The organism is Pseudomonas antarctica, assembly GCF_900624995.1.
In the GTDB taxonomy this organism is placed as follows: domain Bacteria; phylum Pseudomonadota; class Gammaproteobacteria; order Pseudomonadales; family Pseudomonadaceae; genus Aquipseudomonas; species Aquipseudomonas antarctica.
Genome location: NZ_UYXQ01000007.1, coordinates 126,844 through 139,829, shown reverse-complemented (window position 1 = coordinate 139,829; position 12,986 = coordinate 126,844). Strand labels below are relative to the sequence as shown.

Annotated in this window: 10 protein-coding genes; 4 read left to right on the top strand and 6 right to left on the bottom strand. The window is 60.8% G+C overall.

What is annotated here, in order from left to right; all coding sequences use genetic code 11:
• Positions 1 to 72: 72 nt before the first annotated feature.
• Entirely contained in the window at positions 73 to 1,857 is a 1,785-nt protein-coding gene (locus E0F99_RS07880; RefSeq protein WP_162276196.1) for an ABC transporter transmembrane domain-containing protein, read from the bottom strand.
• Positions 1,858 to 2,119: 262 nt separating this feature from the next.
• Between E0F99_RS07880 and E0F99_RS29985 the strand changes: the two genes are divergently transcribed.
• The gene (locus E0F99_RS29985) at positions 2,120 to 2,293 is read left to right on the top strand and encodes a PA1571 family protein (RefSeq protein ID WP_165447609.1); all 174 of its coding nucleotides are present in this window, start codon (positions 2,120 to 2,122) and stop codon (positions 2,291 to 2,293) included.
• A 53-nt stretch (positions 2,294 to 2,346) separates the two neighbouring features.
• Here the strand turns inward: E0F99_RS29985 and pdxB are convergent, their stop codons facing one another.
• Complete coding sequence (gene pdxB, locus E0F99_RS07875) at positions 2,347 to 3,489, bottom strand: 4-phosphoerythronate dehydrogenase PdxB (protein WP_083359569.1); 1,143 nt, start codon at positions 3,487 to 3,489, stop codon at positions 2,347 to 2,349.
• Between the two features lie 206 nt (positions 3,490 to 3,695).
• On the opposite strand from pdxB, the gene E0F99_RS07870 reads away from it, so the two are divergent.
• A complete protein-coding gene (locus E0F99_RS07870) occupies positions 3,696 to 5,090 on the top strand; it encodes an MATE family efflux transporter (protein ID WP_083359570.1) in 1,395 nt (464 codons plus the stop codon).
• Here the strand turns inward: E0F99_RS07870 and tusA are convergent.
• Positions 5,087 to 5,332, bottom strand: a complete 246-nt coding sequence (tusA, locus tag E0F99_RS07865) for a sulfurtransferase TusA (protein ID WP_083359571.1) — start codon at positions 5,330 to 5,332, stop codon at positions 5,087 to 5,089. The two genes, E0F99_RS07870 and tusA, sit on opposite strands and share 4 nt — an antisense overlap.
• Positions 5,333 to 5,455: 123 nt before the next feature.
• A complete protein-coding gene (gene rlmM / locus E0F99_RS07860) occupies positions 5,456 to 6,532 on the bottom strand; it encodes a 23S rRNA (cytidine(2498)-2'-O)-methyltransferase RlmM (RefSeq protein WP_083359572.1) in 1,077 nt (358 codons plus the stop codon).
• Between the two features lie 196 nt (positions 6,533 to 6,728).
• On the opposite strand from rlmM, the gene acnA reads away from it, so the two are divergent.
• Positions 6,729 to 9,470: an aconitate hydratase AcnA gene (gene acnA / locus E0F99_RS07855; RefSeq protein ID WP_083359573.1), complete on the top strand. Its 2,742-nt coding sequence runs from the start codon at positions 6,729 to 6,731 to the stop codon at positions 9,468 to 9,470.
• A 128-nt stretch (positions 9,471 to 9,598) separates the two neighbouring features.
• On the opposite strand, the gene E0F99_RS07850 is transcribed toward acnA, so the two are convergent.
• Both E0F99_RS07850 and cysK read right to left on the bottom strand, forming a co-directional pair.
• On the bottom strand, positions 9,599 to 10,537 hold the full coding sequence (locus tag E0F99_RS07850; protein ID WP_083359574.1) for an aspartyl/asparaginyl beta-hydroxylase domain-containing protein: 939 nt from the start codon (positions 10,535 to 10,537) through the stop codon (positions 9,599 to 9,601).
• Between the two features lie 226 nt (positions 10,538 to 10,763).
• On the bottom strand, positions 10,764 to 11,738 hold the full coding sequence (gene cysK, locus E0F99_RS07845; RefSeq protein ID WP_083359575.1) for a cysteine synthase A: 975 nt from the start codon (positions 11,736 to 11,738) through the stop codon (positions 10,764 to 10,766).
• Positions 11,739 to 11,861: 123 nt separating this feature from the next.
• Between cysK and E0F99_RS07840 the strand changes: the two genes are divergently transcribed.
• Positions 11,862 to 12,935, top strand: a complete 1,074-nt coding sequence (locus tag E0F99_RS07840; protein WP_083359576.1) for a DUF748 domain-containing protein — start codon at positions 11,862 to 11,864, stop codon at positions 12,933 to 12,935.
• Positions 12,936 to 12,986: the final 51 nt, after the last annotated feature.

The following is a 12,986-nucleotide window of genomic DNA, read 5'->3' as shown; positions in this document are numbered from 1 at the left end:
AGCCCGCCGGCTAATTGTGGCGAGCGGGCTTGCCACAACAAGCCCCGCTCGACACCGCAAACCTGTTAGCCATTAGCCCTCGTGTACGACCTCAAGCCCATCACTGAACTGCAACGCTGCTAACCGCGCATACAGCGGATTGTTCGCAATCAACTGCTGATGCGTGCCCACCGCCACCAGCTTGCCTTGGTCCATCACCGCAATCCGATCCGCGTTCTTCACCGTCGCCAACCGATGGGCGATCACCAGCGTGGTGCGCCCCTGCATCAGTTGCGGCAATGCCTGCTGGATCAAGTGCTCACTTTGGGCATCAAGCGCACTGGTAGCTTCGTCCAGTAGCAGGATCGGCGCGTCCACCAGCAGCGCGCGGGCGATGGCCAGGCGTTGACGCTGGCCGCCCGAGAGGCCCATGCCGCCGTCGCCGAGGTGGGTCTGGTAGCCGTCGGGCATTTGCAGGATGAAATCGTGTGCATGGGCGATACGCGCAGCGGCCTCGACCTGCTCGCGGGTGGCGGACGGGTTGCCGTAGCGGATGTTTTCTTCAACGCTGCCGAAAAACAGCGCCGGGCTCTGCGACACCAACGCGAAGTGGCGGCGCAGGTCCATAGGGTCGAGATCGGTCAGCGCGTGCCCTTCCAGCAGGATGCGCCCTTGCTGGGGGTCGTAGAAACGCAGCAGCAGGTCAAAGATCGTCGATTTACCCGCACCGGACGGACCTACGAGCGCGAGGGTTTCCCCGGGATTGATGGTCAGACTCAAGCCGTCAATGGCATAGCTGTCCGGCCGCGACGGGTAGGAAAAGCGCAGGTCTTGCAGTTCCATGCGGCCGCTGACGCGCTCCGGCAACTGCACAGTACCAGCGGCGGGGGCCTGGATTTCATTGCTCGATTGCAGCAACTCGCCAATCCGCTCGGCGGCACCGGCGGCGCGCTGCAGTTCGCCGAGCACTTCGCTCAAGGTGCCCACAGCGCTGCCGACGATCAAGCTGTAGAACACGAACGCCGCCAGTTCACCACCAGAAATGCGCCCGCTGATCACGTCCATACCGCCGACCCACAGCATCACGCCCACGGCCCCCAGCACCAGCATGATCACGAGCGTAATCAGCCAGGCGCGCTGTGCAATGCGCTTGCGCGCCGTGGCAAATGCTTCTTCCACGGTCACGGCGAAGCGCTGTTCGTCCTGCACCTGGTGGTTGTAGGCTTGCACGGTCTTGATCTGGCCAAGGGTCTCGGACACATAGCTGCCGACGTCAGCGATGCGGTCCTGGCTCTGACGCGACAGGCTACGCACACGGCGCCCAAAAATCAGGATCGGCGCCAGCACCAGCGGCAGCGCGATCACCACGATGCTGGTGAGCTTGGGGTTGGTGACAAACAACAGCACGATGCCGCCAATGACCATCAAGGCGTTGCGCAGAAACAGCGACAGCGACGAGCCGATCACCGATTGCAGCAATGTGGTGTCGGTGGTTAGCCGTGACTGGATCTCCGAGCTGCGGTTGTTTTCATAAAAGCCGGGGTGCAGGTAGATCAGGTGGTTGAACACTTGCTGGCGAATGTCCGCCACCACCCGCTCGCCGATCCACGACACCAGGTAAAACCGCGCAAACGTACCCACCGCCAGGCCCAGCACCAGCACCATGAACAGGCCGATGGACTGATTAAGCAGGTGCGGCGATTGCGTCATGAACCCCTGATCCACCAGCAGGCGAATGCCCTGCCCCATGGACAAGGTGATGCCGGCCGTGACAATCAGCGCCAGCAAAGCGCCAAACGCCTGCCAACGGTAGGGCGCAACAAAGCGGCTGGCCAAACGAATTGCACGGCGTTGACGGACTGAGAACATGGGGGGCATACCGATGAGGAACCTGTACATAACATTGGGGGAACTTGGGTAAATAACAACTTTCGTAAACAGCAATGGGTCAGATTAATTATGCCCGCCGATGCTGAGCCCTAGAGGCTATCGGTCTAACCCCTGGCTGGAAATTTGTATCGGTTTCTGGTGCACTGGGTGTTCGAACCGGCGACTTTGTTAGGCGTTGTAATAGCCTGGTCACGTCGGCGACTTAGAGTAAGCAGCACAGTAGGTACACTACCTGATGAGGAGACAGGCCATGACCTTGGAAAATAGCAGCGATGCCAAGATTGAAGTGATCCGCCAACCGCAGCATCTGCCTTGCTCCGTGATCGACGCCCAAGGCCGCGAAGTGCAGATTACCGAAGAGATGATCCAGCAGGCGTGCCGCGAGCTGGAACAGCGACTGGTCAAGCCTGCCAAGCAAGGCTGAAGCGCCCATGCTCGTTCAGACCCGGCCTTGATGGCCGGGTTTTTTATGCATGTTTAAAGGGTGACCGCGCCCAATGCCGAGACGATGTTCGACAACGCCGCCGACTCGCCATTGATGCGCACCTTCAAGCCATCAATCTCACGACGCTCCGGGTAGTGCTTGCGCAGCAGGTCGAACGCCTTGCGTTGCTCTTCTACGGTTCCTACGAGGCTACGGCGGAAATCCGCGTCATCGCGGCGCGGGTCGTAGACGCTGCGGCACAAGGTCGCCAGGGCCCAGGCTGGGTCGGTGGACGCATTCAAGTGCACTTCGGCCAGCCACGGTTGAGGCAGCAGGTCACTTAATTGAATGCTTGGCTGTTGGCCCAGATGGGCGCAGAACGCCTGATAAATCTGCGCGGTGCCGCGCTGCTTGCCGTCGAGGCTGTAACCGGCGATGTGCGGGGTAGCCAGCACACACAGATCGGCCAGATCGACATCCACCTCGGGCTCGCCTTCCCACACGTCCAGCACCGCTTGCAGGTCTTCACGCGCAAGCAGCACCTCACGCAGGGCAGCGTTGTCCACCACCGGGCCACGGCTGGCGTTGATCAGCCAGGCACCAGGCTTGAGGCGGTTGAGGCGCGCGCGATCGAACAGATGCCAGGTGGAGCCGTTGCCGGACTTGGTCAACGGCGTGTGCAGGCTGATCACGTCGCACTGCTGGATAATCTGCTCCAGGCTGACGTAGTCAGCGTCTTCGGCGATCTGGCGCGGCGGGTCACAGACCAGCACGTTCCAACCCAAGCCCTTGAGCACCTTGACCAGCCGCCCACCGACTTCACCGGCACCGACGACGCCGTAGGTACGCTGATTGAGGTCGGCGCCCTCGATTTCGGCCAGCGTCTGCAAGCTGCCCAGCACATAGTCCACCACGCCCCGCGCATTGCAGCCAGGTGCGCTGGACCAGCTGATACCGGCGCGCTTGAAGAACTCGAGGTCCAAGTGATCGGTGCCAATGGTGCACGTGCCGACAAAACGCACCTTGCTACCCTCCAGCAACGCGCGGTTGACGTTGGTCACCGAGCGCACCAGCAGCACGTCGGCCTGCTCGACCGTGGCGCGGTCGATGGAACGGCCGGGCACCCGGCGGATCTCGCCAAACCCTTCGAAGAATGCATCGAGCAGCGGGATATTTTCGTCGGCAACAATCAACATGGCAGGCTCCTTTCGCGGACCCGCAGTGTACAGGGATGCGATTTGTGTTCCAGCTCAGATCGCGTGTGGGGCTCGCTCGTGCCCACAGGATTAGGGGTCGCCAGTGGCGATCACATTACAAATCAGCAACACAGGTTTTTTCCTGACCAGTGCGTCAGCGCGTAGACTTCGCCGTCCTTCGTGATGCTTTTAATGGACACCCGTACGTGAACACCGCCACCACCGCCCTCTCCCGCCCCGCCCGCGTCAGCCGTGAGGTGCGCAACCTGCTGACCCTGGCCCTGCCGATCATGATCGGCCAATTGGCGACCACCGCCATGGGCTTTGTCGATGCGGTGATGGCCGGGCGTGTGAGCCCTCGGGATTTGGCGGCGGTGGCGTTGGGCAATTCGATCTGGATTCCGGTGTACCTGCTGATGACCGGTACGCTGTTGGCCACCACGCCCAAAGTCGCCCAGCGCTTCGGCGCCGGCCACCACACCGAGATTGGCCCGTTGGTGCGCCAGTCCTTATGGCTGGCGGTGGTGGTGGGGCTCACCGCGCTGCTGATGCTGGTTAGCGCCGAGCCGATCCTGCATGCGATGAACGTCGACCCTGAGCTGATCAAACCGTGCATGGCTTACTTGCACGGCATCGCCTCCGGCATGCCGGCCGTCGCCCTGTATTACGTACTGCGCTGCTTCAGCGATGGCCTGGGCCACACGCGGCCGAGCATGGTCATGGGGCTGTGCGGGCTGGCGCTGAATATTCCGCTGAACTACATATTTATCTATGGTCATTTCGGCGTGCCAGCCATGGGCGGCGTGGGCTGTGGCTGGGCCACGGCGATCGTGATGTGGGTGATGATGCTCGGCCTGGCCGCCTGGACCCGTTGGGCGCCGGCTTACCAGAGCAGCGAGTTATTCAAGCGTTTCGACTGGCCAAAATGGTCGGTGATCAAGCACGTGCTGAGCATTGGGCTGCCGATTGGCATCGCGGTGTTTGCCGAGTCGAGCATCTTTGCGGTGATCGCCCTGCTGATCGGCAGCCTGGGCGCCAACGTGGTGGCCGGGCACCAGGTCGCGCTGAACTTCAGCTCGCTGGTGTTCATGATTCCTTACTCGCTGAGCATGGCGGTCACCGTGCGTGTCGGCCAGGCCCTGGGCCGTGGCGAGCCGCGTGAAGCACGTTTTGCCGCAGGGGTCGGCATGGGCACGGCACTGACCTACGCCTGCGTGTCCTGCAGCCTGATGCTGCTGTTTCGCGAGCAGATCGCCACGATCTACACACCTGACCCGTCAGTGATCCACGTGGCGTCGATGCTGATCGTGTTTGCAGCGCTGTTCCAGTTTTCCGACGCGATCCAGGTCACTGCGGCTGGCGCGCTGCGTGGCTACCAGGACACACGGGTGACCATGGTGCTGACCTTGTTTGCGTATTGGGGCGTGGGCTTGCCGGTGGGTTATGCCTTGGGGCTGACCGACTGGCTGGGCGCCGCCAGCGGGCCAAGCGGCCTGTGGCAGGGATTGATCGTGGGCTTGAGCTGCGCCGCCGCGATGCTGGTGATCCGCCTGACACGCAGCGCGCGCCGGCGGATTCGCCACGGTGCGGCGCTGGCTTAATCGATCTTCTTGCGAATCCAGTACAGGTACGTACCGGCCTGCTCCTGCTGATCCACCAGCTCATGGTCCAGGAACACGCAGAACTTGGGGATATCGCGGCGGGTCGACGGGTCGGTCGCGATCACCTTGAGCAGGCCGCCAGGCGGCAGGTCGCGGATGTGTTGGTGCAGCATCATCACCGGTTCCGGGCAGTTGAGGCCGGTGGCGTCGAGCGTGCCGTCGACAGGTAAATCAACACTCATAGTTCACTCCTGAAACTGCCCGATCACTGTGGGAGCGGGCTTGCCCGCGATGACGGGGCGCATTCAACATAGATTTCTACTGTTATACCGCTACCGCAGGCAAGCCAGCTTCCACATTAGAACTCAGCGCGCCTTAGGTTTCTTCGCATCCACCAGCCGACGCAAATGGCACGTCACTTCCTCACGGTCGTGGTACAGCTGCTTGCAGCCGATCTGCACGCGAATACCGCGCGCTTTGAAGCCTTCCTCAATGCGCTCCAGCAGGCGTTTCACCTCGGCGTAACGCTGCTTCATCGGCAACTTCAAGTTCACCACCGCCTCACGGCAATAGCCCTCGCCAATCCAGGTTTCCAGCAACGCCGCATTACGCGCCGGTTTTTCGACGATATCGCAGACCATCCAGTCCACCGGCTGCTTGGGCACGAAGGTGAAGCCGTCCGCCATCAAGTGCTGCACAAGGCCAGTGTCCATCAGGCTTTCGGCCATCGGGCCGTTATCGATGGCGGTCACCAGCATGCCACGGTTGACCAATTGCCAGGTCCAGCCACCCGGCGCTGCGCCGAGGTCGACGCCGGTCATGTCGCCGTGCAGGCGCTCGTCCCACTGGTCGCGGGGGATGAAGTGGTGCCAGGCTTCTTCCAGTTTCAGGGTCGAGCGGCTTGGCGCGTCGCGCGGGAACTTGAGGCGCGGAATGCCCATCGGCCACATCGCCGAATTGTTCGACTCAGCCAGGCCCATGAACACTTCACGGCCGCTTTTGAAGGTCAGCAGCAGGCGCGGCTTGCTCGGGTCATCCACCAGCTTGCCGGCATTCAACAAGGCTTTGCGCAAGTGCACTTCGAATTTCTTGCAGAAGTTCGACAGTTCCTTGCCGTCGTTGGTGTCGACCATCTCCAGCCACAGGCTGCCACACACCGGGAAGCCTTGCAGGTGGGCGAGGATCACGCTGATGCGGTCGGTTTCCGGCAGGTCGATAAACACCCCGCGCGCCCACTGCCTTGGGAAGATCAGCTCGGCAAAGCGCTGGCCGTGCATCAGGCGCTGGGCGCCATCTTCTTCGGTGCAGACAAATTCGGCGCAGGCGCTGCCGGTCTTGGTCTTGGCGTAGCCGGAAACGTTCAGGCGCGCGGCGTGTTCCGCGATCTCGGAACAGACTTCGCCTTCAAAACCTGGGCGGCAGTGCATAAAAAGGGTGTTCATCAACTCTCCTGGTGACTCAACCGGCATTGCGCTATCGCACTACCTGTCATGAAAACGCGGGCATGATAGCCGAGTTCGGAACCTTGGACTTAACGATAGAGTCCAGTTATTAGCCTGCTAATGAAAACAGGGCTAAGTTGAACGCTCTGTTCGTCCCGTCAGGTCCGTAGCCGTGCGGACCATAAGGAGTCATGTAATGTCATCCCTTGATAGCCTGAGAACCCTTAAAACCCTGCAAATCGACGCCAAGACCTACCATTACTTCAGCTTGCCCGAAGCCGCCAAAAGCCTGGGCGACCTGGACAAGCTGCCGATGTCCCTCAAGGTGCTGCTGGAAAACCTGCTGCGCTGGGAAGACGCCAAGACCGTCACCGGTACCGACCTCAAGGCCATCGCCGCCTGGCTCAAAGAGCGCCAGTCCGACCGCGAGATCCAATACCGCCCGGCCAGGGTACTGATGCAAGACTTTACCGGCGTGCCGGCCGTGGTCGACCTGGCCGCCATGCGCGCCGCCATGGCCAAGGCCGGTGGCGACCCGCAGCGCATCAACCCGCTGTCTCCCGTGGATTTGGTCATCGACCACTCGGTGATGGTCGACAAGTTCGGCAGCACCAGCGCGTTTGAGCAGAACGTCGACATCGAAATGCAGCGCAACGGCGAACGCTACGCCTTCCTGCGCTGGGGCCAGAGCGCCTTCGACAACTTCAGCGTCGTGCCACCAGGCACCGGCATCTGCCACCAGGTGAACCTCGAGTACCTGGGCCGCACCGTGTGGACCAAGGACGAAGACGGCCGCACCTACGCCTTCCCGGACACACTGGTGGGCACCGACTCCCACACCACCATGATCAACGGCCTCGGCGTCCTGGGCTGGGGCGTGGGTGGCATTGAGGCAGAAGCAGCGATGCTCGGCCAGCCGGTGTCGATGCTGATTCCGGAAGTGATCGGCTTCAAGCTCACCGGCAAGCTCAAGGAAGGCATCACAGCGACCGACCTGGTACTGACCGTCACCCAGATGCTGCGTAAAAAAGGCGTGGTGGGTAAATTCGTCGAGTTTTACGGCGACGGCTTGGCCGACCTGCCCCTGGCCGACCGCGCCACCATCGCCAACATGGCCCCGGAATACGGCGCCACCTGCGGCTTTTTCCCAGTGGACGAGGTGACGCTGGACTACCTGCGCCTGTCCGGCCGTCCTGCCGAAACCGTCAAACTGGTCGAGGCCTACACCAAGGCCCAGGGCCTGTGGCGTAATGCCGGCCAGGAGCCGGTGTTCACCGACACCCTGGCGCTGGACATGGGCAGTGTCGAAGCCAGCCTGGCCGGGCCGAAACGCCCCCAGGACCGTGTATCTCTGCCGAATGTAGGCCAGGCCTTCAGCGATTTCCTCGACCTGCAATTCAAGCCGACCAACAAAGAAGAGGGCCGCCTGGAAAGTGAAGGTGGCGGCGGCGTTGCCGTGGGCAACGCCGACTTGGTGGGCGAAACCGACTATGAATACGACGGCCGCACGTATCGGCTGAAAAACGGTGCAGTGGTGATTGCCGCAATCACCTCGTGCACCAATACCTCCAACCCCAGCGTGATGATGGCCGCAGGTCTGGTGGCGAAAAAAGCCGTGGAAAAGGGCCTTACCAGCAAACCGTGGGTAAAAACCTCCTTGGCGCCCGGCTCCAAAGTGGTCACCGATTACTACAAGGCGGCGGGCCTTACCCAATACCTCGACGCGCTCGGCTTCGACTTGGTCGGCTATGGCTGCACCACCTGCATCGGCAACTCCGGCCCACTGCCCGAACCCATCGAAAAGGCCATTCAGAAAGCCGACCTCGCCGTCGCTTCGGTGCTGTCCGGCAACCGCAACTTCGAAGGCCGCGTACACCCGCTGGTGAAAACCAACTGGCTGGCTTCACCACCGCTGGTGGTCGCCTATGCGTTGGCAGGCACCGTGCGTATCGATATCAGCAGCGAGCCGCTGGGTAACGATAAGGACGGCAAACCGGTATACCTGAAGGATATCTGGCCGAGCAGCCAGGAAATCGCCGACGCTGTCGCGCAAGTCAGCACCGGCATGTTCCACAAGGAATACGCCGAGGTGTTTGCCGGTGACGAACAGTGGCAAGCCATTGAGGTGCCGCAGGCCGCGACTTACGTGTGGCAGAAGGATTCCACTTACATCCAGCACCCACCGTTTTTTGACGACATTGCCGGGCCTTTGCCGGTGATCGAAGACGTCAAAGGCGCCAACGTGCTGGCACTGCTGGGCGATTCGGTGACCACCGACCACATCTCCCCCGCCGGCAACATCAAAACCGACAGCCCCGCCGGCCGTTACCTGCGCGAACAAGGCGTGGAGCCGCGTGATTTCAACTCCTACGGTTCACGCCGGGGCAACCATGAAGTGATGATGCGCGGCACCTTTGCCAATATCCGTATCCGCAACGAAATGCTCGGCGGCGAGGAAGGCGGTAATACGCTGTACATCCCCACCGGCGAGAAAATGCCGATTTACGACGCGGCCATGAAGTATCAGGCGTCGGGCACACCGCTGGTGGTGATTGCTGGCCAGGAATACGGTACCGGCTCAAGCCGCGACTGGGCGGCCAAGGGCACTAATCTGCTGGGGGTCAAGGCGGTGATCGCCGAAAGCTTCGAGCGGATTCATCGCTCCAACCTCGTCGGCATGGGCGTGCTGCCTTTGCAGTTCAAGTTGGATCAGAACCGCAAGGCGCTCAAACTGACCGGCAAGGAGAAGATCGACATTCTTGGGCTGACCGATGCCGAGATCGAACCGCGGATGAACCTGACGTTGGTGATTACACGCGAGGATGGCAGCAGCGAGAAGGTCGACGTGCTGTGCCGGATTGATACCTTCAATGAAGTGGAATACTTCAAGGCCGGTGGCATCTTGCACTATGTGCTGCGCCAACTGATCGCGTCGTAAGCAACACTGCAAAACCAACTGTGGGAGCGGGCTTGCTCGCGAATGCGGTGGATCAGTCAATTAATGTATCGACTGACACTCAGCATTCGCGAGCAAGCCCGCTCCCACAGTTTTGAACGTGTTTCAGATCAGCCGAACAGCCACTTCCACAACAGCACTAGCACAACCACCGCCAGCACCGGCCGCGCAATGCGGTAGGCCTTCGGATGCTTGCGCTTCCACTGCTTGACCACACCGCTGAACTTGTCGCTGAAGGTTTTGCTCCAGGCATACGCCTGGTTGATCCCGCCGACGCGTTCGTCATCCAGGTTCTGCGGCGCAGTTGCGCGGCCCAGTTGCTTGCTGACCCAGCGGTTGATGCCGGTCATGATGCGATTGCTCAGCGGGCGTTCGATGTCGCAGAACAGGATCACGCGGGTCTGGTCGGTTTCGTTCTTCACCCAGTGCACGTAGGTTTCGTCGAACATCACGTCTTCACCGTCGCGCCAGGCATAGACCTGGCCGTCGACGAAGATGCGGCAGTCATCGGAGTTCGGCGTGGACAAGCCCAGGTGATAACGCAGGGAACCGGCAAACGGGTCACGGTGCGGGTTGAGGTGGCTGCCGCCCGGCAACAGCGCGAACATCGCGCCTTTGACGTTAGGGATGCTGCTGACCAAGGCCACGGTTTTTGGGCACAACGTCTCGGCCGATGGCAGCGGTTTGTCGTACCACTTGAGGTAGAAACGCTTCCAGCCCTTCTTGAAGAACGAACCGAAACCGGCGTCGTTGTTCTTTTCGGCGGCGCGGATGTAACCCTCGTCGAACAGGTGCATCGCCTCTTCGCGGATCACTTCCCAGTTGTCCTTGAGCACATCCAATTCCGGGAACTTGCTGCGGTCCAGGTAGGGTTTGGACGGTACAGCCGAGAACAGGTACATCAAGGCGTTATACGGAGCGAACAGCGCCGAATGGTTGACGAACTGGCGCAACATCGGCAAACGAGCCTTGCCGCGCAAGTGCACATACAACGTGCTGCCGATAAACAGCAGCAACACTGACAGTTTGGCGGCCAAAGAAAAGGTCATGCAGCAACTCCTGGAAATAAGCGCCTGGCCAGCAACCTCCCGTCAACGGGAAACCAGACGTAGCAGCCGGCCATGATAAACACTTGGGCCATTATGCAGAAGGCCCAGGCCGACCGGCTGACCTAAATCAACACCCTGGGGCTGTGGCGAGCAGGCTCGCCACGACGGCACGCTCAACACAACACCTCCACTCCTCACAACAAGCCCGCTTGCCACAGGAAGTCAATCAAGCCTGGTTTTCCTGCTCGGTAAACAAATCGCTGAACAGCATGCTCGACAGGTAGCGCTCACCGGAGTCCGGCAGAATCACCACGATGGTCTTGCCCTGCATGTCCGGTTTCTCGGCCAGACGTACCGCCACCGCCATGGCGGCGCCGCAGGAGATTCCGCACAGAATCCCTTCTTCCTGCATCAAGCGCCGGGCCATGGCCTTGGATTCGTCATCGGTCACCCGTTCCACACGGTCAACCATCGACAGGTCGAGGTTTTTCGGCACAAAACCGGCGCCAATGCCCTGGATTTTATGCGGGCTCGGTTTGATCTCTTCACCGGCCAGTGCTTGAGTAATCACTGGCGAGGCGAACGGTTCAACGGCCACCGACAGAATCGGCTTGCCGGCAATGTTCTTGATATAGCGCGACACACCGGTAATGGTGCCGCCGGTGCCCACGCCCGCGACCAGCACGTCGACGGCGCCATCGGTGTCGTTCCAGATCTCCGGGCCGGTGGTTTTCTCGTGGATTGCCGGGTTGGCCGGGTTTTCGAACTGGCCCGGCATAAAGTAGGTGGCCGGGTCGCTGGCGACGATCTCAGCGGCTTTGGCGATGGCGCCTGGCATGCCCTTGGCCGGCTCAGTCAACACCAACTCGGCGCCAAGCGCCTTGAGCACTTTACGCCGCTCGATGCTCATGGACGCCGGCATGGTCAGCAGCAGCTTGTAACCGCGGGCCGCAGCGACAAACGCCAGGCCGATACCGGTGTTGCCGGAGGTCGGCTCTACGATGGTCATGCCCGGCTTGAGCTTACCGGTGCTTTCAGCATCCCAGATCATGTTTGCGCCAATGCGGCACTTCACCGAATAACCCGGGTTACGCCCTTCGATCTTGGCCAGGATGGTCACGCCACGCGGTGCGATGCGATTGATCTGCACCAGCGGCGTGTTGCCGATGGAGTGCGCGTTGTCTGCAAAGATGCGGCTCATGACGGGTCCTTAAGGCAATTTCAATAAGGCCCCAAGGGTATGCCTCAGGCTGGGAGGCGTCCAGTCAGAGGAACGTTGCGCCAATGCGCGCGGTCCATCGCCTATACCGTTGGAGAACCTGATATGAAACGTCGCTACAGTGGGCTGCTATGGATCGTCGCCGTACTGGTGGTAGTGCTGATCGCCCTGGACCTCGCCCTGCCCTACCTGGTGCGTAACTACCTGAACGACAAACTCGCCGACATGGGCGATTACCGTGGCCAAATCACCGATGTGGACGTGGCCTTGTGGCGCGGCGCGTACAAGATCAATGGCCTGCAGATCGTTAAAGTCGACGGCAAGGTGCCGGTGCCGTTCGTCAAAGCGCCGGTGATCGACCTCGCGGTGAGCTGGCACTCGCTGTGGTACGACCATGCAGTGGTGGCCGAGGCGCAGTTCATCAAGCCGGAGCTAAATTTCGTCGACGGCGGCAACCAACAGGCGTCCCAGACCGGTAAAGGCACCGACTGGCGCGAACAGCTGAGCAAGCTGTTGCCGATTACTCTCAACGAAGTGCGCATTCAGGACGGCAAGATCGCCTTCCACAACTTCAATTCAAAGCCCGCAGTGAATATCTACGCCACCCAGGTCAACGCCAGCTTCTACAACCTGACCAACGCAGTGGACATCAAAGGCAAGCGTGACGCCACCTTCGAAGGCAACGCGCAATTGCTCGGCCAGGCGCCGCTGGAAGCGACTGCCGCGTTCGACCCGCTGAGCAACTTTGAAGACTTCGAGTTCCGCTTTCGCGCCAAGGATATTCAACTCAAGCGCCTGAACGACTTCGCGTCGGCGTACGGCAAATTCGACTTCAAGGCCGGCACCGGCGACCTGGTGGTCGAAGCCCAGGCCGAAAAAGGCCAACTGAGCGGTTATATCAAGCCGCTGCTGCGCGACGTAGAGGTGTTCGACTGGAAACAGGATGTCGAAAACAAGGACAAAAATATCTTCCGCTCGATCTGGGAAGCCGTGGTTGGCGCCAGCGAGACCGTCTTGAAGAACCAGAACAAAAACCAGTTTGCCACCCGCGTCGAACTCAGCGGCAGCGTGCACCAGCAAAATGTCAGCGCGTTTTCGGCGTTTTTGGCGATTTTGCGCAATGGTTTTATCCAGGCGTTCAATGCGCGCTATGAGCAACCCAAGCCCTCGGCGGATTGAGCCTGACCGGCCATTCAGAGACTGAATAACCCGTCTGCGTTCACAGTCGCC